The sequence below is a fragment of the Sphaerisporangium sp. NPDC004334 genome, assembly GCF_053602655.1.
This window is the reverse complement of sequence record NZ_JBSGDZ010000010.1, coordinates 219,116-241,819: the sequence shown is the minus strand read 5'-3', so window position 1 is coordinate 241,819 and position 22,704 is coordinate 219,116. Positions and strand designations below refer to the sequence as shown.

General features: G+C 72.6%; 18 protein-coding genes and 1 pseudogene. 13 read left to right on the top strand and 6 right to left on the bottom strand.

Going from position 1 to position 22,704, the window contains the following annotated elements; all coding sequences use genetic code 11:
* Window positions 1–63 precede the first annotated feature (63 nt).
* The 3 genes and pseudogenes from ACWEN6_RS15315 (at window position 64) to ACWEN6_RS15305 (ending at window position 651) form a co-directional block, all read left to right on the top strand.
* Window positions 64–309 (top strand): hypothetical protein, encoded by a 246-nt coding sequence (locus ACWEN6_RS15315; protein ID WP_354843752.1) that lies wholly within the window; start codon window positions 64–66, stop codon window positions 307–309.
* Window positions 306–479: pseudogene (locus ACWEN6_RS15310) on the top strand (PIN domain-containing protein); the annotation flags it as partial. The gene ACWEN6_RS15315 and the pseudogene ACWEN6_RS15310, both read left to right, overlap by 4 nt.
* A gap of 37 nt (window positions 480–516) precedes the next feature.
* Complete coding sequence (locus tag ACWEN6_RS15305; RefSeq protein WP_452570800.1) at window positions 517–651, top strand: hypothetical protein; 135 nt, start codon at window positions 517–519, stop codon at window positions 649–651.
* 114 nt (window positions 652–765) lie between these two features.
* On the opposite strand, the gene ACWEN6_RS15300 is transcribed toward ACWEN6_RS15305, so the two are convergent.
* Entirely contained in the window at window positions 766–2,544 is a 1,779-nt protein-coding gene (locus ACWEN6_RS15300) for a serine/threonine-protein kinase (RefSeq protein ID WP_452570757.1), read from the bottom strand.
* Entirely contained in the window at window positions 2,541–4,241 is a 1,701-nt protein-coding gene (locus tag ACWEN6_RS15295; RefSeq protein WP_452570756.1) for a hypothetical protein, read from the bottom strand. The genes ACWEN6_RS15300 and ACWEN6_RS15295 overlap by 4 nt, the downstream gene beginning before the upstream one ends.
* Before the next feature lie 288 nt (window positions 4,242–4,529).
* Here ACWEN6_RS15295 and ACWEN6_RS15290 point away from each other — a divergent pair, with 288 nt between their 5' ends.
* The 3 genes from ACWEN6_RS15290 to ACWEN6_RS15280 are packed head-to-tail and all read left to right on the top strand — an operon-like array spanning window position 4,530 to window position 8,375.
* Entirely contained in the window at window positions 4,530–6,590 is a 2,061-nt protein-coding gene (locus ACWEN6_RS15290) for a DUF6421 family protein (protein WP_452570755.1), read from the top strand.
* Complete coding sequence (locus ACWEN6_RS15285; RefSeq protein ID WP_452570754.1) at window positions 6,587–7,267, top strand: SDR family NAD(P)-dependent oxidoreductase; 681 nt, start codon at window positions 6,587–6,589, stop codon at window positions 7,265–7,267. The genes ACWEN6_RS15290 and ACWEN6_RS15285 overlap by 4 nt, the downstream gene beginning before the upstream one ends.
* Window positions 7,268–7,313: 46 nt before the next feature.
* Window positions 7,314–8,375 (top strand): threonine aldolase family protein, encoded by a 1,062-nt coding sequence (locus ACWEN6_RS15280; protein ID WP_452570753.1) that lies wholly within the window; start codon window positions 7,314–7,316, stop codon window positions 8,373–8,375.
* 39 nt (window positions 8,376–8,414) lie between these two features.
* Here the strand turns inward: ACWEN6_RS15280 and ACWEN6_RS15275 are convergent, their stop codons facing one another.
* On the bottom strand, window positions 8,415–9,047 hold the full coding sequence (locus ACWEN6_RS15275; RefSeq protein WP_354843734.1) for a DUF305 domain-containing protein: 633 nt from the start codon (window positions 9,045–9,047) through the stop codon (window positions 8,415–8,417).
* Window positions 9,048–9,171: 124 nt separating this feature from the next.
* On the opposite strand from ACWEN6_RS15275, the gene ACWEN6_RS15270 reads away from it, so the two are divergent.
* The gene (locus tag ACWEN6_RS15270) at window positions 9,172–9,903 is read left to right on the top strand and encodes a DUF3105 domain-containing protein (RefSeq protein WP_452570752.1); all 732 of its coding nucleotides are present in this window, start codon (window positions 9,172–9,174) and stop codon (window positions 9,901–9,903) included.
* 214 nt (window positions 9,904–10,117) lie between these two features.
* Here ACWEN6_RS15270 and ald read toward each other — a convergent pair whose 3' ends face one another.
* Window positions 10,118–11,233: an alanine dehydrogenase gene (gene ald, locus ACWEN6_RS15265; protein ID WP_452570751.1), complete on the bottom strand. Its 1,116-nt coding sequence runs from the start codon at window positions 11,231–11,233 to the stop codon at window positions 10,118–10,120.
* Between the two features lie 371 nt (window positions 11,234–11,604).
* Between ald and ACWEN6_RS15260 the strand changes: the two genes are divergently transcribed.
* On the top strand, window positions 11,605–13,116 hold the full coding sequence (locus tag ACWEN6_RS15260) for an excalibur calcium-binding domain-containing protein (protein ID WP_452570750.1): 1,512 nt from the start codon (window positions 11,605–11,607) through the stop codon (window positions 13,114–13,116).
* 117 nt (window positions 13,117–13,233) lie between these two features.
* Here ACWEN6_RS15260 and ACWEN6_RS15255 read toward each other — a convergent pair whose 3' ends face one another.
* On the bottom strand, window positions 13,234–15,489 hold the full coding sequence (locus tag ACWEN6_RS15255; RefSeq protein ID WP_452570749.1) for a xanthine dehydrogenase family protein molybdopterin-binding subunit: 2,256 nt from the start codon (window positions 15,487–15,489) through the stop codon (window positions 13,234–13,236).
* A gap of 115 nt (window positions 15,490–15,604) precedes the next feature.
* On the opposite strand from ACWEN6_RS15255, the gene ACWEN6_RS15250 reads away from it, so the two are divergent.
* The 5 genes from ACWEN6_RS15250 (at window position 15,605) to ACWEN6_RS15230 (ending at window position 22,311) form a co-directional block, all read left to right on the top strand.
* Entirely contained in the window at window positions 15,605–17,296 is a 1,692-nt protein-coding gene (locus ACWEN6_RS15250; RefSeq protein WP_452570748.1) for a PucR family transcriptional regulator, read from the top strand.
* A gap of 220 nt (window positions 17,297–17,516) precedes the next feature.
* Window positions 17,517–18,818: a helix-turn-helix domain-containing protein gene (locus tag ACWEN6_RS15245; protein ID WP_452570747.1), complete on the top strand. Its 1,302-nt coding sequence runs from the start codon at window positions 17,517–17,519 to the stop codon at window positions 18,816–18,818.
* 246 nt (window positions 18,819–19,064) lie between these two features.
* On the top strand, window positions 19,065–19,679 hold the full coding sequence (locus tag ACWEN6_RS15240) for a copper resistance CopC family protein (protein WP_452570746.1): 615 nt from the start codon (window positions 19,065–19,067) through the stop codon (window positions 19,677–19,679).
* Entirely contained in the window at window positions 19,676–21,667 is a 1,992-nt protein-coding gene (locus tag ACWEN6_RS15235; RefSeq protein ID WP_452570745.1) for a cytochrome c oxidase assembly protein, read from the top strand. The genes ACWEN6_RS15240 and ACWEN6_RS15235 overlap by 4 nt, the downstream gene beginning before the upstream one ends.
* Window positions 21,668–21,933: 266 nt before the next feature.
* Window positions 21,934–22,311 carry a sensor histidine kinase gene (locus tag ACWEN6_RS15230; RefSeq protein ID WP_354925833.1) on the top strand — a complete coding sequence of 126 codons (378 nt, stop codon included), beginning with the start codon at window positions 21,934–21,936 and terminating at the stop codon, window positions 22,309–22,311.
* A gap of 54 nt (window positions 22,312–22,365) precedes the next feature.
* On the opposite strand, the gene ACWEN6_RS15225 is transcribed toward ACWEN6_RS15230, so the two are convergent.
* Window positions 22,366–22,539, bottom strand: coding sequence for a hypothetical protein (locus tag ACWEN6_RS15225; RefSeq protein WP_354843705.1), 174 nt, complete (start codon window positions 22,537–22,539; stop codon window positions 22,366–22,368).
* Window positions 22,540–22,704: the final 165 nt, after the last annotated feature.

Here is a 22,704-nt window from a genome sequence, read left to right as displayed (position 1 = left end):
CGTCGTCAATGCGGATGACCGGCAACGCTGATCCGCGGATGGGGCGCGGCGTACACTCGTGATGTGGACGCCGCGCGTGATTACGACGACCTGCATGCCCTGGTGGACCGGCTCAAGCCAGACCAGGCACGCCGGTTGCGCGCGGTCGCCCTGCGTCTGGTCCAGTCCGGCGACGTCCCCGAAGGGGCGAGTGCGGAGCAATCGGGCAAACGCCGGCTCTCTTTCATCGGCATGATGAACTCCGGGGTGGGCGATCTCGCCGAACGGCATGAAGAAGTCCTCAAGGAGGGCTTGGATCGTCCGATGTGACGACCCTCCTCGATACCGGCCCGCTCGTGGCGGCCCTCGACGCCGACGACAAGAGTCACCACCGCTGTGCGGAGTTCCTGGAAACGGCTCCCGGCCCCCTCTTGGTTCCCGCGCCTGTCATGGTCGAGGTGTGCTGGCTGCTCGAGAAGTACCGTGCGTGGTGCTCGCGCCGAGGCCGCTTTCATCGACTCTCTCGTCACCGATCAGATGACCTTGCTCGATCTGGCCGAAGGCGATCTCGCCCGTGTGGCCCACCTGGTGCGGACGTACGCGGACCTGCCGCTCGGCGTGGTGGACGCCTCGGTCATCGCGATCGCCGAGCGGCTGGGGCTTCGGAGATAGCGACGCTCGATCATCGCCATTTCCGCGTGGTGCGACCGGTTCATGTGCCTGCGTTCAAGTTGCTTCCTTGAGCGCCGAGCCGGTGCCGCGGGCCGCGGGCCGTGGCGGGGCCGGCTAGGAGGTGAAGGCGACGGTGGTGAGGGTGTGGTCGATGGTGGGCTGGTGGCATTTGCCGGGCGGGCAGAAGAAGGCGAGGAGACCGACGGGCTGGCCCTGGCCGCGGCCGATGATGTAGACGATCAGGTCGAGGCGTCCCTGCTGGGCCGGGTCGTTGACCACGCCGGTCAGGCGGAAGGCGGGCTTGCCCGCCACGGTGTCGGTGGTGAGCGCCGAGGCGAAGTCGGCCGGGCCCGGCAGCACGAAGCTCAGGCTGCGTTTGAGGGTCTCGGGCGGGTCTGAGGTGGTGATGGCGTCGTTGAGCTCGGCGAACACGCCTGTCGCCCGTTCGGGGTGGGTGCCGAGCAGCGCGTTGACCGCCGTCCAGTCGGAGGCGATCGGCACGGAGAAGAGCGCGTCGAACTCCGCCGCCGCCGGGGAGACGACCGCGTACTCGTCGGCGTGCGTGCGCGCCACCCACCCGCCCGGATACTCGAAGGTCATCGGCGCCGCCGTGCTGCCGGGATAGCGCTTGGCCCCCAGCGGAGCCGTCCCCTGGTTGAGCAGCAGGGTGGCGGCGACCGCGACCGCGACCACCGCCGCGCCGGCGCCCACCAGCGCCCCCACCAGCCGGCCGCGCCGGCGCCTGGGCGCCGCGGGACGCGGGCCGGTGGCCACGCCCGGCCGGGTGGCCGGGCCGAGGGAGGCGTGCGCGGACCCCGCCGGGTCCGCCGCCGCGAACGAACGCAGGGAGGTCGTCGGCTCGGCCGAGCCCATGGTCTCGCCTCGCGGCCCGGGGTGGCCGTCGTACGGCCCGGCGGGCGCGTACGGCGGCTCGCCGGTGGCGTGCGGGCCGGGGTGGGCGTACGGATGGTCGGTCGCGGGCGCGGCGTGCCGGCCCGGGCCCGCCTGCTGCACGCCGGTGGGCTGGTCGTCGGAGCTGATCGCGTCCCGCAGGGCGGCGACGAACTGGCGGCAGGTGACGTACCGCTCGTTCGGCGACTTGGCCAGGGCGCGGAGCATAACCTGGTTGACCGAGTGCGGCAGGTCGGGCCGGTAGGGGGTGAGCGGCGGCGGGTCGTGCGATACGTGCGCGTACAGCAGGGCCAGTTCGGTGTCCCGCTGGAACGGCGGGGACCCGGTGAGCGCCTCGTAGACGACGCAGGCGAACGCGTACAGGTCGCTGCGGCCGTCCACGGGCAGCCCGCGGATCTGCTCGGGCGCCACGTACCGCGGGGTCCCCATGAAGTGGCCGTGGCTGGTCAGCCCCGCCTCGGAGAAGGTGCTCTTGGTGAGCCCGAAGTCGGTGAGGTAGACGTGCTCGGGGTCGCGGTCGGACCCGTCGGCGACCAGGATGTTGGCCGGCTTGACGTCCCTGTGCACGAGCCCGTGCTGGTGGGCGGCGTCCAGCGCCGAGGCGATCTGGGAGAACAGGCGGTAGGCGCGGGCCACCGGCAGGGGGCCGCTGCTCTGGATGAGCTTGCGCAGGTCGGCCCCGTCGACGTACCGCATGGCGATGAAGAGCAGGTCGCCGTTCTCGCCCGCCTCGTAGATCGGGATGATGTTGGGGTGGTCGACCGCCGCGACCAGGCGCGACTCGCGGACGAACCGGTCGCGGAAACGCTGGTCGGCCGACAGTTGCGGCGCCAGCACCTTCAGCGCCACGGCGCGGCCGAGCCGGCGGTCGCGCGCCCGGTAGACCGTCGCCATGCCGCCGCGCCCGACGACCGCCTCGATGAGGTAGTCGGCCACCTGGGTGCCGATCAGCGGCGGCATCGAGAAACCCTGTTCGCTCATTGGTCCACCGGGTTCCCGCAGAAGCCGCAGAAACGGTGCGCTCTCTGCAACCGCATGCCGCACTGCGTGCAGAACCGTGCCTGCGCGCCGGACGCGGCCGCCTCAGGACCGCCGGCCGGCGTACCCGGACCGCCGGCGGGCGTGGCGGGGCCGGAGGCCGGCGTGGCCGGTCCGCCGGTGGGCGTGGCCGGGCCGCCCGCGGGCGTGCCGGCGACACCGGTGGGCGTTGACGGCCCGCCGGCGGAGGCCGGGCCGGCCTGCTGTCCTGTGCCGGGCGCGCCGAACGGAGACTGGCGGTACGGGGGGAAGGAGCCGTCGCCCGGGTGCGGCGGTTCCATCGTCTGGGTGCCGCCCGCCGGTCTCCCGGAGCCGCCCCCGGGGCCCGCCGGGGCGAGAGGGCCGAGCGAACCCGCCGGGCCCGCGGCCGTACCGGAGATCCCCGAGACCGCGGGGAACGATTCGAGCACGCCGTCGCCCGCCGCCTCGCCGGCCGTCCGGCGGCGCCGCCGCAGCATGAGCGGCACCGCGACGGCGACCGCGGCGGCGACGGCGACGATGCCGGCGGACACCGGCAACAGCAGCGGCGCGAGGCCGGAGGCCTTCTGGGCGACGGCCGGGGCCTTGCTCTGCCCGGCCGAAGGGGTGCCCGCGCGGTTGGCCCGGGCGGTGCGCAGGTGGTCCTGGGCGACGGCGTGGTCGGGACGCAGCCGCAGCACCTGCTCCAGGACCGGGATCGCGTTGGCGTAGAACTTGTTGTGGAACGGCGCGAGCGCCGTCTCGTACACCACGTCCACCGGCCCCCGCCGGGCGGTCACGTCGGCGGCCACCAGCGCGGCCCGGATGTCGTCCACCGGGGTCAGCGTCGCCGCGTCGCCGCTGCCGGTGAGCAGGCCGATGACCTCGCTCCTGCCGTCGTCGATCACGGCGCCGCCGTCGCCGTCCTCGCTCAGGAACGTGGCGAGCTTGGCGCGTTCGGCCTGTTTGAACGTGCGCCCGCCCGGCGGGTCGAGGTGGGCCGTCTGGACCTTCGGCGGGGCCTTGGCGCTGGGCCGGCTCGGCAGGCCGATGGTGTCCACCGACTCGATGCCGCTGCCCAGCGTCGTGCCGAGCGGCACGGTGGGCAGCGTGCCGTCCTCGCCGCCCTTGGTGAGCTTGAGCACGGCGGGCGAGCCGGGCGAGGCGCCGGTGCGCAGCAGGTCGGCCGGGTACCCCTCAGGCACGGGCGGATCCGCGTACGGGAACACCGTGATCTTGGGGGCTGTGGTGGCGATGCAGTTGGAGTTCTGCCGGTGCGGTGGGTAGCAGGCCTGCAGGCGGGCGTTGAGCTCGGGGTTCTTCAGCTTGTGCCGGGAGAAGTCGGCCGGGATCTTGACCTTGAAGTACTCCGAGAAGACCCGGTTGGCGGCGTAGACGGCGGGGTCCTTGCTCGGCCGCACGACGCCGGTGGCGGTGACCACGACGCCGTCGGGGGAGACGGTGAACCCGCTGCCGGTGCCGACCGGCGTGTCGTACTCGCGCACGACCTGCTGGATGACCCCTCGGTCGTCGAGCAGGTTGATGGTCACGTGGGCCTTCGCCTCCACGCGGACCGTTCCAGGGGTCACTCGGTCGGTGGAGCCGCTGGGATGGGGGTGCATGGGAAGGATGAGCGATCCGAGGACGCTCAGCCCCGCGACGAGGTGGTGCAGGCGGGGCATCTCCGCCTCCTGTTCCGGACCTGGTTGAGTCCAGAGTCTCAGCGCGGACAGCCTCGTTCAAGGCTCCTCCGGCCGCCGTCACGCACTTGCAATCGGTCGTTGAACGATCTGCGACAGCCGTTTCGCGATCTCGAACGACTTGGAGGCCGCTTGGAGACGGCGTCGGCGCGGACGCTCGCGTGAAGGTCGCGTGCCGGGTTTCCCGTCAGGTGGCGTCGTGCATGTATATTTTTCGTACATAACCGGACATTGGTGGAAGATATTTAACCGACGAAGGGATGGGGCGGTATGAGGGCCTTTCCGCGGGTGCTGTTCGACGAGGCGCACAACGAGTCGTGGACGATCCGCCGCGAGGTCGCCGAGGCGATCAACCCGGCGCACCCCGACGACAACAGCTACGCCCGCGCCGCGCAGGTCCTGCGCCGCCTCGGCCACACCGTCACCGCGCACACCGAGGGCCCGGTCACCCCGGCCGTGCTCAACGCCCACGACGTCTACGTCGTCGCCCACCCCTCCGCCGACCGATGGGAGCGCACCACCGGGCTCGGCAGCCCCGCCTTCCCCGCCGAGGAGATCGACGCCATCGAGCGGTACGTCTCCGAAGGCGGCGGCCTGATCGTGCTCGCCGAGTGCGAGCAGGAGAAGTACGGCAACAACCTCGGGGAACTGCTCGCCCGCTTCGGCGTCGGCGTCGAGCACACCACCGTCCAGGACCCGGGCAACTCCTACAACGGCGTGGCCACCTGGGTGCTCGGCGCCCCGGTCCCTGGAGCGGGGGACGACCTGACCGCCGGCGCCCGCGAGGCCTGCTTCTACCGGGCGGGCGTGCTCACCGCGCCCGAGGGCGCGACCGTCCTGTTCGCGACCTCGCCCTCCGCCGACCCGGCCGGACGCCCCCTCGCCCTGGCCCTGCGCCACGGCGAGGGCCGGGTGGTCGTCTTCGCCGACTCCGACCTGTTCGGCGACGACTCCATCGACGACCTGCGGCACGCCCGGCTGTGGGGCAACGTCGTCACCTGGGCCGCACGCGTACCGGCGAGCACGGGCGGCGCGAGCTCCTCCGACGGGGCCTTCGCCGAGCTCAAGGACGCGGTCGAGGGACTGCGCCCCCTCACCGCCAAGGACGGCTCGGTCGCCGACGCCGCGGCCGCCTCGCCTCTCGTCGACCGCGTCGTCACCGCCGTCGAGACGCTGGCCCCGCGCTTCCCGCACGACCAGGACTATCTCGCCGCCGTCGTCGCCGACCTGCGCGCCTGGCAGGCGGGAGGGTTCGGCGTGCCCGACTTCCTGGACTCGCTGAACGCCTTCCATCCCGACACCCAGCGGGTGGACGGGCTGGAGCACCTGGTCGTGTTCCCGATGTACACCCAGAACGGCAACCCCGGCCGCAACCTGGAGGCCGTCTGGATCCGCACGGTGTGGCCCGACTGGCTCGCCGAGCTGGAGAGCGGGCAGTACGACAACCCCATGTTCGTGCCGATCGCCTTCGTCGACTTCACCGCCGGGTACGACACCAACAGCGCGGTGCTGTTCCCCGAGACCGTCGCCGTCCGCGAGACCCCGCCCCGGTTCACCTGGGGCGCCATCTTCTGCGACCGCGAGGCCGCGCGGTTCCGCGGCGTCAGCCGCGCCGCCGCCGACACCCTCCAGCTCGCCCTGCCGCCGGACGCCGCCCGCCTGCTCTCCAGCCAGGAGCTCGCCCAGGACACCTTCGTGCTCTGGGACCTCGTCCACGACCGGACCCACAGCCACGGCGACCTGCCCTTCGACCCGTTCATGATCAAGCAGCGGATGCCGTACTGGCTGTACTCGCTGGAGGAGCTGCGCTGTGACCTGACCGCGTTCGGCGAGGCGGTCGCGCTGGAGGGGCGGGGCGTGCCGCACGCCCGGTACGTGCAGTACGCGATCCTGTTCGACCGGCTGTTCCGCTTCCCGATCACCGGCGAGCGGGTGCGCAACTACGACGGCCTCGGCGGCCAGCTGCTGTTCGCCTACCTGCACCGCAACGACGTCGTCCGCTGGACCGACAACCGGCTGTCCATCGACTGGGACCGGGTCGCCGACTGCGTGGCCGACCTGCGCGGCGAGGTCGAGAAGCTCTACCGCGACGGCATCGACCGATCCAAGCTCGCGCACTGGCTGGCCGCCCACCAGCTCGTCGCCTCCTACGTCGCCCCGCACCCCGCGTCGGTGTGGAACCGCGGCGCCGACGCCCTGCCCGTCGAGGGCTTCCCGAAGGCCGTGGTGGACGCGGTGCTGCCCGACGAGTTCCCCCTGAGCATGTTCTACGAGGCCCTGCGTCGTAAGCTTTCCGGAGTCATCGAGGCGACGAAGGGAATCCGCGCGTGAGCCAGGGCGACCAGGGCGGGCCGGCGAGCAGAGTGGTGGTCGTCGCCGGGGCCGGCGGGCCCACCGGCCGGGCGGTCACCGCGCGGCTCGCCGCGCGCGGCGACACCGTGATCGGCCTCGGCCGGCGCGCCTCCGACGGCGTGACCGCGGTCGACCTGGCCGACGGCGAGGCCGTCCGCGAGGCGGCGAGCCGCATCGGCGCCGAGCACGGCAGGGTCGACGGGGTGGTCCACCTCGTCGGCGGCTGGCGCGGGTCCAAGGCCTTCGCCGACACCGACCTCGCCGACTGGGACGCCCTGCACGAGGCGATCGTCCGCACCCTGCAGAACGTCTCGCTCGCCTTCGAGCCGTTGCTGCGCGACAGCGACGACGGCCGGTTCGCCATCGTCTCGGCCAAGGCCGCGCGGGAGCCCACCCAGGGCAACGCCGCCTACGCCGCCGCCAAAGCCGCGGCCGAGGCGTGGACGCTCGCCCTGGCCGACGCGCTCCGCGGCACCCACAGCGCCGCCGCCATCCTGGTGATCAAGGCGTTGGTCAACGACGACATGCGGGCGGCGAGCCCCGACCGCAAGTTCCCCGGCTTCACCGACGTCGACGACCTGGCCGCCGCCGTCGCCGGGCTGTGGGACCGCCCGGCCGCCGAGGTCAACGGCCTGCGGGTCGACCTGACGAGCTGACGACCTGACCGACCACCACCGGCACGACACGCGGGGGCACGACCACATGACCCAGGCACGGCGGCGCCACGACCCCGAGGTCAAGGCGTTCGCGAGCGACAACTACGCGGGCGTCCACCCGGAGGTCCTCCAAGCGGTCGCCCTCGCCAACGGCGGCCACCAGATCGCCTACGGCGAGGACGTCTACACCGAGGCGCTCCAGGAGGTCTTCCAGCAGCACTTCGGGCCGCGGGCCCAGGCGTGGCCGGTGTTCAACGGCACCGGCGCCAACGTCGTCGGCCTGCGGGCGATGACCGCGCCGTGGGAGGCCGTCATCTGCGCCGAGAGCGCCCACGTCAACACCGACGAGGGCGGCGCGCCCGAGCAGATGGCCGGGCTCAAGCTGCTCACCGTGCCCACACCCGACGGCAGGCTCACCCCCGAGCTGATCGACCGGCAGGCATGGGGCTTCGGGGACGAGCACCACGCCCAGCCCAAGGTCGTGACGATCACCGAGAGCACCGAGCTCGGCACCGTCTACACCCCCGAGCAGATCGCCGCGGTCTCCGCGCACTGCCGCGAGCTCGGGCTGCTGCTGCACCTGGACGGGTCACGCCTGGTCAACGCCGCGGCGGCGCTGGAGGTGCCGCTGCGGGCGCTGACCACCGACGTGGGCGTGGACGTGCTGTCCTTCGGCGGCACCAAGAGCGGGCTGATGTTCGGCGAGGCCATCGTCGTGCTGAACCCCTCGGCCGTCCGCGGGCTGGTCTACCTGCGCAAGAGCTCGATGCAGCTCGCCTCGAAGATGCGGTTCGTCTCGGCGCAGTTCGAGGCGCTGCTCGCCGGCGACCTGTGGCTGCGCAACGCGCGCAACGCCAACGCCATGGCCGCGCGCCTGGCCGCCGCCGTGCGCGACATCCCCGGCGTCACCCTGACCAGGGCGGTCGAGGCCAACGCCGTCTTCGCCGTCCTGCCCCGCGAGGCGGTCGACCGCCTGCGCAAGAGGTTCCGGTTCTACACCTGGAACGAGGCCACCGGCGAGGTCCGCTGGATGACCGCCTTCGACACCACCGAGGCCGACGTGGACGCCTTCGCCGCCGCCGTCGCCGAGGAGCTCTCCGCGTCCTGACGCCCGCCGCGCCCGGGCCCGCCTGCGCCTTGACGAGGGTCAGGGCTTGGCGCCCCGGGCGGTGAGCAGTTCGGTCATGTAGCCGATTTCGCCGTTCTGCGTGTCCACGATGCTCTGCGCCATCGTGCGCACCTCGTCGCGGGTGGTCAGCTTCAGCACCGCCTTGGCCATGTCCACGCCCCCCTGGTGGTGGCGGATCATGAGCTGGAGGAAGAGGACCTCGGCGTCCTTGCCCTTGGCGGCCTTCAGGCGCTTCAGCTCCTCCGGCGTCGCCATGCCCGGCATCATCGCCGCGCCGCCCGCCGCCGCGACGGGGGCCGCGGACCCGCCGTGCCCGCCGTGGCCCGCCATCCAGGCCATCACCGGCCGCGAGCCCGCCTGGTCCAGGCCCCACTGCTGCAGCCAGCCCATGAAAATTCCACGCTGCGCGGTCTGGGTGGTGATGATGTCGTAGGACAGTCCCCGGATCGCGGAGTCGGCGGTCTCGTCGCGCACGGTGAAGCTCATCTCGACGGCCTGCGCGTGGTGTACCGCCATGTCACGCGCGAAACCGGCCTCAGGGGAGGCGTCTCCCGGCGGCGCGGACCTGCCGAACAGCAGGAAGGTGGCGACGGCCGTCACCGCGCAGGTGAGCAGCGCGACGAGGACGAGACGTGAGCGTGAGTTGACCATTGCCAGCCAATATGAGGGGTCGTGCCAGACGTTGAACGCAAACGTTATTACCTACCCACTATCCTCCACATAAGTATCGGCAGCTTGACCACACACGTCCTGAACGGCCGTTGGAGGAAACACGATGGGCAAGGAGAGGACGCAGGCACGGCGGGAGCATCTCGCCCAGATGCGCACCGCGCAGAAGCGCAAGGAACGGCGCACGGCGATGCTCATGTGGGGTGTCGGCGCCTTCGTCATCGTCCTCGTCGTGGGCCTGGTCGGCTTCTACGTGATCAGGGAGAACGCCGCGGGCTCGCTCGACGCGGTGAAGACCTTCAGCTACAAGGCCTCCCAGCACACCGCGATCAAGGTCAACTACAAGGAGACGCCGCCGGTCGGCGGCGAGCACAACCCGCAGTGGCAGCAGTGCGGCCCCTACGACGGGCCGATCAACCCCGAGAACGGCGTGCACTCCATGGAGCACGGCGCGGTCTGGATCACCTACCGGCCCGACCTGCCCAAGGCCCAGGTGGACAAGCTCAAGGCCATGGTGACCTCTGACTACATCCTGCTCAGCCCGTACCCGGGTCTGACGGCGCCGGTCGTGGTGAGCTCCTGGAACCACCAGCTCGTCCTCACGGGCGCCGACGACGCGCGCCTGCCCCGGTACATCACCAAGTACAAGCAGAACCCGAGCACGACGCCCGAGTACGGCGCCACCTGCGGCGGCGAGGGCGCCACCTCGGCGCTGGCCGCCGACAACCCGATCCCCACCACGTCGCCGACCCCTGCGCCGAACGCGTCGGCCGCCCCCAGCGAGTCGCCGGCCCCGGCCGAGTCGTCGGCCATGCCGAGCGCGACGCCCAGCTCCTGACCCGTCCCGCGCGAGCGGCGGCGGAACCGGGCCGGCCCGCGGAGGTTCGCCTCCGCCGGCCGGCCTTGTCATGTCCGTATCTCCGCCGCCCTCACCGCCCTCACCGTCCTCACCCTCACCGTCCTCACGCCCTCACCGCCGTCACCGCCCCGCCGTCCGCGCCGCTCTCGCCGTCCGGTGCGGCGCCGGGCGCTCGCGGCCGGCGCGGGGCCGGTCAGCGCAGGACGTCCTCGGGGTCGACGGCCTCCAGCGCGTGGGCCTCGCCGACCGGGCGGCTGGTCAGGGTGCCCGCGTGGGCGTTGAGCCCGAGCGCCAGCGCCGGGTCGTCGCCCAGCGCCTCCCGCCATCCCTTGTCGGCGATCGCGAGGGCGTACGGGAGGGTGACGTTGGTCAGCGCGTACGTCGAGGTGTGCGGGACGGCCCCCGGCATGTTGGCCACGCAGTAGAACACCGAGTTGTGCACGCGGTAGGTCGGATGCGCGTGGGTGGTCGGCCGGGAGTCCTCGAACGCCCCGCCCTGGTCGATCGAGATGTCCACCAGCACCGAGCCCTCCTTCATGCGGGCCACCATCTCGTTGGTCACCAGCTTGGGCGCCTTGGCCCCCGGGACCAGCACCGCTCCGATCACCAGGTCGGCGGAAAGGACGGCGCGCTCGATCTCGTAGATGTTGGAGGCGACCGTCTGCAGGTGCCCCCGGTAGATGGTGTCGGCCTGGCGCAGCCGGTCGATGTTCTTGTCCAGGAGCAGCACCTCCGCCTGCATGCCGAGGGCGATCGTGGTCGCGTTCATGCCGGTCACCCCGGCGCCCAGCACCACCACCTTGGCCGGGTACACGCCGGGGACCCCGCCCATGAGCACGCCCCGGCCGCCGCCCTGGCGCATCAGGTGGTAGGCGCCGACCTGGGGCGCCAGGCGTCCGGCGACCTCGGACATGGGCGCGAGCAGGGGGAGCGCCCCGCCGGCCGTCTGCACGGTCTCGTAGGCGACGGCCGTGACCCCCGACTCGATGATCGCGAGCGTCAGCTTCCGGGACGCCGCGAGGTGGAGGTAGGTGAACAGGACCTGGCCCTGCCGCATGAGGGGGTACTCCGAGGCGATGGGCTCCTTGACCTTCAAAATCATGTCGCCCTCCCCCCAGACCTCCTCCGCCGAGGGGAGAATCTCCGCGCCCGCCGCCCGGAAGTCCTCGTCGGGGATGGAGGAACCGGCGCCCGCGCCCTGTTCGACGAAGACCTGGTGGCCGTGGCGGACCAGTTCGTTGGCTCCGGCGGGGGTGAGGGCGACCCGATGCTCCTGGTCCTTCACCTCTCGGGGTATTGCGACCTTCATGAGATCCTCCTTCGACCCGGGGCGGCGGCTGCCCGCTCGTCTCCCGTTACCGCCGTTCGCGTGCCGGTGACGGTGTGATCAGCGGAGCACTGCCCAGGAGCGACCCCGCCTCACCCGGCCCGGCGCCCGAGCCGGCGGCCGTGGCGTCCCGCCGGCCGCCGCAGGCGCCCAGGCCCTCGGGATATCGGGGCCGATCTCGGCGCGCGGGCGAATTGTCAGGTTCTCTTCAGCGTAGGACCCCCTCTCCGGCGTTCATCCTGCGGTTAGCTCGTACGGGCGAGCCTCGATAGGCTCGGCCGAGCGATGTCGGTCACCGGACATCAAGGGCGGACGCCCCGCTCCTGGGGCGAGGCGATGTCGAAGGGGTGAGGATGCGCAACCGTCGGGCGGCCGGCGATCACAGTGATCCGGCCGGCGTGCTGCCGGGTCTCGGCGATCCTCCTCCGGCCGACCCCGGCGACCCGCCGGTGCTCATGGACGACCTCCGCTCCGCCGAGGACGAGACCATGGTCGACATCCGGCCCGTGCCCGGCGAGCCCGAGGAGACCCCCCTCGCGGCGGTCCCGCCGGAGGCCGTGCCTCCTCCGGCCGGCGAGGAGGACCTCCCGCCCGGGTCCGGCGGCATTCCCCCCGGCCCCGAAGGGCCCGCCGTCCCCGGTGAGCCGCCGCCCGGGCCCCCGAGAGCCGGGCGCGGCACGACCATCGCCCTGATCGCCGGGCTGTTCGTGGCCATCATCGTCACCGGCGTCCTCGGCACGATCGCGGTGCTGATGACCCGCGAGCCCGACCTGCCGCTCGGCGCCGACCCGCCGAGCCGCCTGGCCACCCCCATCCACTTCGCGCCCGTCACCGGCGTGCGCGCCGCGCCGTGCCCGGGCGCCGAGGCCGTGCTCGACGACGCGGGGACGACGTGTTACCAGGTCGCCCGGGGGGTCACCGTCACCTCCGTGGTGAGGATCTCGACCGTCGCCGCCCAGGACGGCACCTATGCCGTGCGCGTCGTGCCCGCGCCCGACAGCCGCGCCCGGCTGGCCGACCTGATCAAGGACACGCTCAACCAGCAGCTCGCCGTCGTGGTGGACGACAAGGTCGTCACCGCTCCCCGGGTCGCGCAGCCCATGACCCAGGACAGCCTCAGCATCGCGGGCCTGTCCAAGGAGACCGCCGAGGCGCTGATGTCGCGCCTGCTCGGCGGCGTCGGCACGGTCACCGGCAGCGGCGCTCCGACCCCCACCTCGTCCTGCCCCCCGACCGGCGCCCCCGGCACCGGGACGACCGGCGACCCGGGCACCGGTACCACCGGCAACCCCGGCACCGGTACCACCGGCAACCCCGGCACCGGTACCACCGGCAACCCCGGCACCGGGACGACGGGCGACCCGGGCACGGGCACCACCGGCGCCCCCGGAACCGGCACCACGGGCGGCCAGGGGACGGGCGGCACGATCGGCGACCCGGGCGCCGGAACGGTCGGCGGCTCCCCGGTCTGCCCGCCCACCGCCGCGACGACGGCCGCACCGCCCCCCGGCGGCGCCACGACCGGGGTGCCCTCCGGCCCGCCCGCGACGGGCGCGCCCTCGGCGCCGGCCTCGCAGCCGGGCTCGATGCCGCTGGTCCCGCCCGGCGCCACGCACACCCCGGGAACCGGGACCGGCGCCACGCCCGCCGGCAAGGGCGCGCAGCCGGCGGGCTCCGCGAGCCCCCATGCGACCGGCGTCTCGGCGCGTGGCCCGCGCCGCACCCTCGACCCGCGGTTCCCCGGTTGCAAGCAGGCCCACGCGGCCAACTACGGGCCCTACACCAAGGGCGTCCACCCCGAGTACGACTGGTACGTCGACGGCGACCACGACGGCGTGGCCTGCGAGCGGGGCGACATCACCTGACCCGCCGCGCCGGCCCTGGCTCTGCCATGCCGCGCCGTGTCCCGCCATGTCCCGCCATGCGGTGCCGTGTCCGGTCGTAGCCGCCGGGCGGCGGGCGCGTCCCCCCGGCGGGGCCGATCAAGGGGAGGCGGGGGACAGGGCGATGTCCTCGGGACGGATGGGCACCCGCGACAGGGACAGGCCCGTGGCGGCGCGAACGGCGGCGACGATGGCGGGGGTCGAGGACAGAGTGGGCGGCTCGCCCGCCCCGCGCAGGCCGTAGGGCGCCGCCGGGTCCGGATTCTCCAAGATCGACAGTTTCATGGGCGGCATGTCGAGGATGGTGGGGATCAAGTAGTCGGTGAACGACGGGTTGAGCACCCGTCCCTCCCGCACCTGGATCTCCTCCATGAGCGCCAGCCCCAGCCCCTGCGCCGACCCTCCGTGGATCTGCCCCTCGAGCGCCGTCGGGTTGATCATTTTTCCGACGTCCTGGACGGCGGCCAGCTCGACCACCTTGACCAGGCCGAGGTCGACGTCCACGTCCACGACCGCCCGGTGGACGCACAGGGCGAGCTGGGTGTGGGAGTCGCCCTGCCCGGTCAGCGGGTCCATGGGGCGGGTCGGCCGGTGGCGGTACTCGCGGGTCTCCTCGACCGGGCCGTGCTCCCGCAGCAGGTCGGCGAGCGCGAGGCCGGGGCGCTCGGCGCACAGCGCGTTCAGGCGCTCGCGCACCGCCTCGCACGCGGCCTTGACCGCGCCGCCGGTGACGTAGGACTGCCGTGAGGCCGAGCTGGACCCGGCCGAGCCGACCGTCGTGTCGGCCGGGGCGACCGTCACGCGCCCGGCGCCCAGCTCGGGGAACTCGGCGAGTTCGGTGCGGGCGATCTGGGCCTGCACGGTGACCAGGCCCTGCCCGACCTCGGCGGCGGCGGTGTGGACGAGCACGTGCGGCTCGTCCCCGAGCAGTTCGACCCGGACGCGGGCCGTGCTGTAGTCGTCGAAGCCCTCGGAGAAGCAGATGTTCTTGATGCCGACCCCGTACCCGATCCCGCGCCGCACGCCCTCGCCGTGCGTCGTCTGGGCGACCCCGCCCGGCATGGACCGCAGATCGGACGAGCGCGCCGCGCCGGGCAGCGGCATGGCGGCCAGTTCGCGCAGCATGCCGGCCAGTGGCGCCGGAGAGTCGATCACCTGGCCGGTCGCCAGGCGCGACCCCTGCGACACCGCGTTGCGCAGGCGGATCTCCACCGGGCCGAGCCCGCACGCCTCGGCGAGCCGGTCCATCTGCGACTCGTAGGCGTAGCAGGCCTGCACCGCGCCGAAGCCGCGCATCGCCCCGCAGGGCGGGTTGTTGGTGTAGGCGCCGTAGGCGTCGATCGCGATGTTGGGCACCTCGTACGGCCCGACGCCGAGCGAGGCGGCGTTGCCGACGACGGCGAGGGAGGAGGAGCAGTACGCCCCGCCGTCCAGCACGATCTCGGCCTTGACGTAGACGAGCCTGCCCTCGCGGGTGGCGCCGTGCTCGTACCGCATGCGGGCGGGATGCCGGTGGACGTGGCCGAAGAACGACTCCTCGCGACCGTAGACGATCTTGACCGGCCGGCCGGTGCGCAGGGCGAGCATGCTCGCGTGGATCTGCATCGACAGGTCCTCGCGGGCGCCGAACGCGCCGCCGACCCCGGCCAGCGTCAGCCGCACCTTGTCCTTGGGCAGGGCGAGGCAGGGGGCGATCTGGTCCTGGTCGACGTGCAGCCACTGCGTGGCGACGAACAGGTCGACGCCGCCGTCCTCGGCCGGGACGGCCATCCCCGACTCGGGGCCGAGGAACGCCTGGTCCTGCATGCCGACCTCGTACTCGCCGGTGACGACGACCTCCGCGGACGGCGGAATGCTCCCCACGCGGACGGGCTGGTGGCGTACCAGGTTGCCGCCCGGCAGCACGTGCGGGCAGGCGGGGTCGAACAGGGCGCGGCGCGCGTCGGTGACGGCCTCGCGCGGCTCGTACGCGACGATGATGGCGGCCGCCGCCCGCCGAGCGGTCTCCGGGTGGTCGGCGGCGACGATGGCCACCGGTTCACCCTGGTAGCGCACCTGGTCGATGGCCAGCACCGGCTGATCCTTGTGCTCCAGGCCGAAGAAGCGCTCGCCCGGGACGTCCTCGTGGGTGAGCACGGCGTGCACGCCGGGCATCGCGAGCGCGGGGCCGACGTCGACGGAACGGATCCACGCCGAGGGGTGCGGGCTGCGAAGCGTGGCGCCCCACAGCATGTCCGCGAGGTACAGATCGGAGGAGTAGGCGAACTCCCCGGTCACCTTCAGGATGCCGTCCGGCCGGATGGCGCCGGTGCCGACGCCTTCGCCGAGGCTGCGCCCGCGCGCGGTCTGGGTCACACCGGCAGTACATCAGCCCAGCTCAGGGGCGCCAATAGGCGCGGGCGTGAAACGCCGGGGGCCGGTCGGGCGATGAGTTGGAGGTTCATCCAAATCGAGTGGTTAGCCTTGATAAGTGCGTATACGTGATCTCATCGCGGTGGACGGGCTGCGCCTCACCCTGCTGTCGGACCAGAGCCACCTGGACCGGCGGTTCACCGGCGCGCACATCACCGACCTGCCCGAACCCGGACGTTACCTGTCCGGGGGAGAGCTCGTGCTCACCGGGTTGACCTGGCATCGCGGCCCAGGGGACTCCGCGCGGTTCGTCGGGGCCCTGGCCAAGGCCGGAGTGGCCGCGCTGGCCGCGGGACGGGCGCTGCTCGGCCACGTGCCCGGCGACCTGGTCGAGGCGTGCCGGGAGCGCGACCTCCCGCTGCTGGACGTGCCGGAGGAGGTGTCCTTCCGCGCGTTGAGCGAGGTCGTCGAGGCGCGCCTGGGCATCGGCGGCGCCGCCGACCTGCGGGGAGCGCTCGGCCGGCACCGCCGCATCGTCGCGGCCGTCGCCGAGGGCACCGGGCTGGAGGAGCTTTTCACGGTGATCGCCCAGGAACTCGGCATCACCGGCGCGGTCGTCTCGGCGAGCGGCGCGGTGGTCGCGGGACGGCTGGATGAGGATCTGCCGGCCTTACTCGCCCGCGAGTATCTGTCCGCGCCGCGCCTGCCCCACCTGGTGCGCACTCCGCGGGGACCGTTCACGCTGTTCGCCGTCGACCGGTCGCACCGGGCGGCCGGCTGGGCGCTGGTCCTCGGGTCGGACCTGCTCGACCACGCCGACACCGGCTTCGAGCTCGCGGCCTGCGTCGCGCTGCAGCGCGGCCGCACCGAGGAGGGCCGCAGGGTGGAGCGGCGGCTGGCCGAGGAGCTGATCGGGCTGGCCATCACCGGGTCGGGGAGCGGGCCGGAGCTGGCGGCCCGCCTGCGCACCTGCGGCATCGGACCCGAGGAGCCGTACGCGGTGGTGACGGCGGCCGTCGTCAGGCCCGGAGCCACCGACGGACCCGACGCCGCCACGCTCGGCGGCCAGGTTCTGGAGGAGTTGCTCGACCGGCGGATCGTCGCCGCGCGGGGAGCGGACGGGGCCGTCGCCCTCGTGCCACTGCGGATCATGGCGGCGGAAGCGCGGGCCATGACAGCCGATTCGGCAGGGGAGATGGCCTCTGACCTGGGCCTGAGCACACAAATCGACCGGGACCGCGGACCTCGTGTCAGGTCCGCTGCCGAATCGATGCACATTCATCCGCAAGTGCGGGCGCAAGTGCATGGGCAAATGCAGTCTCATGTGCAAGCATTGGTACACGCGATAAGGGAACGTGTGACGGCCCTCTCGGCCGGGATGCCGAGAGCGCAGGTGGCCATAGGCGTCAGCGCCTGGCTCACCGGTGCCACGGGCATCCGGGGCGGTGCCGAGGAGGCTGGTCACGCGCGGCGTCTGGCGGAGGCGCGGGGTGGAGGGGTGGTGACCAGTGACGAGATCTACACGCACGCCTTGTTGCTCGCCACCGTGCCCGCAGAAGTCCGCAGGTCCTTCTCCGACCGCATCCTCGTGCCGCTCTTCGCGTACGATCGGCGGCACCGGTCGGAGTTGGTCCGTACGCTGGACGTCTTCCTCGAGTGCGCCGGCTCGTGGAACAACTGTGCCGAACGTCTGCACGTGCATGTGAACACGGTGCGGTATCGCATCCGGAGGGTCGAGGAGCTCACCGGACGTGATCTCGGTTCCATGGCGGACCGGGTGGACCTTTTCCTTGCGCTACGTGCGAACTGAATATCGAGTCAGCGGTTCAGGAAGACCGAATGGTGAATCAGCAGCAGTACAAGTCCGCACGCGAGTTCTGGGCGGCGGGGGACATGTTAATGTCCGTGCCATTGCCGGTAACACCGAAGACGGCCGAAAAAGCTACGGCCAGGGTGAGAAGTGCGAGGCGGCGGCGACGCATGGCTGACTCCTGTCGGTCGGGGATTGTCGGGGCTTACATCTTGAAGGGGTGCCGGTGAGCGGTCAAGATCTTATTGGTCAGCGAATCAGAATGACCCGCCGCCAGCGCGGTCTTTCCCAGGCGCAATTGGCACATCCGGAACTCTCGGACAGTTATGTATCACTGATCGAGAGTGGAAAGCGTACGCCCACCGCGGCCGTTCTGGAACTGCTGGCCGCCAAGCTCGAATGCTCCCTAACGTACCTGATCAACGGCGTCACGGCCGAACAGATGCAGGATCTCGAGCTTCGCCTGGGCTACGCCGGCCTGGCGCTCAACAACGGCGAGGTCGCCGAGGCCAGGCGGCGTTACGCCGAGCTCCTCGAGGACGGCAGCCTCACCGGGCTGCGCTCGCTGCTCCAGCAGGCCGAGTACGGCTACGCGCTGGCCAGCGAGGCGTGCGGCGACCTCGACGAGGCGATCGAGGTGCTGCTGCGGCTGCGCAGGTCCTCCGGCGACTCGATGCCCTCCGACCAGGCCGTGGCGATCGCGGTCGCCCTGACCCGGTGCTACCGCGAGCGCGGCGACCTCGCCGCGGCGGTGCAGGTCGGCGAGGACACCCTGCTCGGCGCCGGCCGGCCCACCTGGAACGACGCCCTGGTCGAGCTGGGCGCGACCCTGCTCAGCGTCTACGACGTGCGAGGCGACCTGCTGCGCGCCCGGCAGTTCTCGATGGAGCTGCTCGCCGCCGCCGAGATGCTCAACACCCCCCGCTCCACCGTCGCCGCGTGCTGGAACGCCGCCATCGTCGCCGAGAAGACCGGCCGTGGCGACGAGGCGCTCTCTTTGGTCGAGCGGGCTCTGGCCGTGCAGTCGGAGACCGGCGAGGCGCGCAACCTGGCCAGGCTCCGCGTCGAGTACGCCATCCTGCTGCTGCGCACGCGTCCCGCGGAGGCCGCCGCCTGCCGTGACCTGATGCTGCGCGGCGAGCGCGAGCTGATGTCGACCTCGGCGAGCACCGTCGACCTGGCCGTGGTCTCGATCTACCTGGCCAAGGCCGAGCTGGTGCTCGGCAACGCCGCCAAGGCCGTCGAGTACGCCCGCCGGGGCAGGGACATGCTGGGCGAGCGCACCCCGGCGCTGCTGGACGAGGCCCGCCTCACGCTGGCCCACGCCCTGCTGCTGCAGGAGGAGACGGCGGAGGCGACCGTCGAGCTGCTCGCCGTGGAGGAGTCTCTGGAGCACTCGCCCGCCTCGCGCAAGGCGGCCGAGGGCTGGCTGGCCACCGCCACGGTGCTGGAGCGTCTCGACGACCGCGAAGAGGCCAGCGTCGCCGCCTACCAGCGCGCCCTCGCCAGCGTCGGCCTCTGACCGGCCGCCTCCGCGCTTCCGCGCGCCGGGGGCACCCGCTTCCGCGCCCTCGGACCACCCGGTCCGAGGGCGCCGGCGTGCCCGGCGGATGACGATTCGCGGGAACGCCGACGTGGCCGGAGGGCGGGGGACAGATGACGTTCGTGTCAGGGCGGGCGGCGGGCGGGCGGTCATCTCGCCGGGGTTTTCCACAGGCGGAGACGTGCGGTGAGGACCGGCCCGTCACGTGAGTAGCCTTAGGGTGCTATGAGGACTTCCCCGCTCGCCGCCGCGCTGGCGATCCTGGTCGCCGCCGTCCTGGGCACGGCGTTCGCCGCGCCCGCCCTGGCCCACACGGCGCTCAAGAGCAGCAACCCCGAAAAGGGGGCCACGGTCAAGAGCCTCGACTCGGTCAAGCTGACCTTCACCGAGTCCGTGCGCCTGCCCGTGGTGCTCGTCCGCGATGCCGCGGGCCAGGAGCACCACGACGGCAAGCCCAAAGCCGACGGCCCGACGGTGACCCAGAAGGTCGCCGGCCCGCTGCCCTCCGGGAAGTACACCATCGCCTGGCGGGTGGTCTCCGACGACGGCCATCCCATCGAGGGCGAGATCCCCTTCACGGTGAAGGCGCCGGAGGCCGCCGCGTCGCCGTCGGCGTCCTCTGTGTCGGCCACGCCCTCTACCTCTCCCTCGATGAGCGTCCTGCCGGCGCCCGCGACCTCCGCCTCCCCGGGCGGGGGAATCGCGGCCGATCCGGCCGCCACGCCGGTGTCCGGCGACGGGGGCCAGGGCGGCGGCATCGCCACCTGGGTGTGGATCGTCATCTTCGGTCTGGCCGGCATCGGCATCGGCATGGCCCTCACCCTGCGGAAGAAGTCGTGAGCAAGACCCTTCGCCTCGCGGTCGCGGGGACGTGCCTGGCGCTCGGCGCCCTGGCCGTCGCCATGGTCGTGGGGGGCGCGGCCACCCCGCGCGTGATCCCCGGCCTGCCCGACGAGGGCCTGCTGACCCGCTGGGCGCTGCCGGTGTCCAAGCTCGCCATGGACACCGCGGGCGTCCTCAGCGTGGGGCTGCTGCTCTTCGCCGCCGCGCTGCTCCCGAGCGACAAGGGCCTGCTGGGCGCCTCCGCCCTCACCTACGTCAGGGCCGCCTCGTGGACGGGCCTGCTGTGGGCGGTCGCCGCGGCCTCCACCCTGGTCTTCAGCCTCTCCGAGACCCTGGGCACCCCGGTCGGCGACGTCCTCGGCGGCGACGAGCTGACCAGCTTCGCCAGCCAGGTCCCCCAGGGCATCGCCCTCACCCTCGTCGTGCTGTTCGGCACGGCCATCGCCCTGTTCGCGCGGGGCGCCATCACCGCCGGCTCCGCGGGGGGGCTGCTGGTGCTGTCCCTGGCCACGCTGATGCCGCCCGCCCTCACCGGCCACTCCGCCTCGGCGCCCAACCACGGCCTGGCCACGACCAGCGTCGCGCTGCACCTGCTGGTGCTCGCCCCGTGGGTGGGCGGCCTGCTGCTGCTCTGCGTGCACGCCTTGCGGCGCGGGCCCCACCTCGACCTGGCCGCCCAGCGCTTCTCCCGCGCGGCCCTGTGGTGCTTCATCGGCGTGGGCGTGTCCGGGCTGTTCAGCGCGCTGAGCAGGCTCACCTCGGTGGGCGACCTGTTCACCTCCTCCTATGGCCTGATCATCATGGCCAAGATCGTCGCCTTCGCCGTGCTCGGCGTGATCGGCTGGTGGCACCGCGGCCGCACGCTGTCGGCGCTCGCCGCCGGGCGGCCCGGCGCCTTCACCCGGCTCGCCGGCGTCGAGGGCCTGATCATGCTGGTCGCCGTCGGCCTGGCCGTCGCGCTCTCCCGCACGGCCCCGCCCCCGCTCGACCTGCCCGTCGACCGCGCCTTCGAGCTCCTGGGCTACCTCGTCCCGCCGCCGATCTCCGTGGCCAACCTCCTCACGCTGTGGTGGTTCGACCTGTTCTTCGCGGTGGTCGCCGCCCTGCTGGCCGGCCTGTACGGGGCCGGCGCCGTCCGGCTGGCCCGCCGCGGAGACCACTGGCCCGTGGGCCGCACGATCAGCTGGGCCATCGGCGTGCTGCTGCTCGTCCTTGTCACCCAGAGCGGCGTGGCGCGCTACGCCCCCGTGCTGTTCAGCGTGCACATGACCGAGCACATGGTCCTGTCGATGCTCGTGCCGATCTTCCTGGTGCTCGGCGCCCCCGTCACCCTGGCCCTGCGCGCGCTCAAGCCCGCCGCCCGGCGCGGCGACCGCGGCCCGCGCGAGTGGATCACCACCATCCTGCACAGCAGGTTCGTCAAGGTGGTCACCCATCCGGCCATCGCCACGGCCCTGTTCATCGTGTCCACCTACGCCCTCTACTTCACGCCGCTGTTCGCCGCGGCCATGGAGGAGCACCTCGGGCACATCGCGATGACCGTGCACTTCCTGCTCAGCGGCACCCTGTTCTTCTGGGTGATCATCGGCATCGACCCGGCGCCGACCAAGCTCCCCTATGTCGGGCGGCTCCTGCTGCTGTTCGTCACCATGCCCTTCCACGCCTTCTTCGGCATCGCGCTCATGAACATGGGCACCCCTCTGGCGGGCGAGTGGTACGACCAGCTCGGCCGCACCTGGGGTGCCTCCGGCGTCGCCGACCAGAGCACGGGCGGGGCCATCGCCTGGGCCTTCGGCGAGATCCCCACGCTCATCGTGCTCATCGCCCTGGCCTTCCAGTGGTACCGCGACGACCAGCGCACGGCCCGGCGGGCCGACCGCCGCGCGGACGCGCGCGCCGCCAAGGAGGGCGGCACCGGCGACGCCGAGCTCGACGCCTACAACGCCTACCTCTCCCGGCTCAACCAGCCCGGCGGCCGCGAATGACCGCTCTCCACCGCGACGCGCCGCGACCTACCTGCGGGTAGCGTGGCATCAAGGAGTTCGGGCATAAACACCTTGGGCGGGATAGCGGCATACCTGCCTCCCGGGTGGTCTCGCCTTCACTCCGAGCGATTTTCTCGACCGCTCTTCAAGCACGCGCCGGTAGCGCACCGCCGTCCCATCGGTGGTGACGCGGTGGGGCCGGGATCACGTAGCCCGGAGCGGCGCGCGGCCCAGAAGGGTTGGGGGAGTTGTACGAAGAGTTGCGCATGCGCGGAAAGCGAAGTCTGGCGCGGGCGATCGAGGACTATCTGACGGAATGGTCGGAGCGCACCGGAATCACCGTCGAGGTATGGGCCATGCCCAAAGACAGGGTCACCGGACCGGTCGCCGACGCCGTCTACGCCGTCGTGCTGGAGGCGCTCGCCAACGTCGAGATGCACAGCGGGGCCCACACGCTCTCCGTCGCCCTCACCACGGGGAGCGGTGGGCTGCGGCTCACGATCAGCGACAACGGCATCGGCTTCCCGCCGGGACGCACCGGCCGCGGCATGGACATGATGAAGCGGCGCTTCAGCGAGGTGGGCGGCACACTGGCGGTCAACAGCGTCGTCGGCGAGGGCACCACCGTCAGCGGCCACATCTGACCCACCGGGCCTTGGGGTCGTGGTGAGGGGGCCACGACCGGGGAGGGGCTGTGGTCAGGGGGCCGTGACGGGGCCGGAGGCGCCGGTGGAGTGCGAGATGTCGAGTCGTAGCTCCACGGCCTCCACCGGGCCCGCCTTCGCGGCGAACACGACGCCGGCCAGCGCGCCGATGAGGGCCAGGAGGCTCAGAGCAGGGGTGTGACCACGTGTCCCGCGCGCGTCCGCCATCCACGTCTCCTTCCGTGCCGGTGATCTCCACCGCGCCGCATCGATCGCCGGCGCCGATGTCCGCGGCTGACCGGAGATACGCGGAACACCCACCGATCGTTCGACCGGCCCCCCGCCGGTTCCATGATCGTTCGCCGGGCCCCCGGCTCGTACGAACCGTCGGCG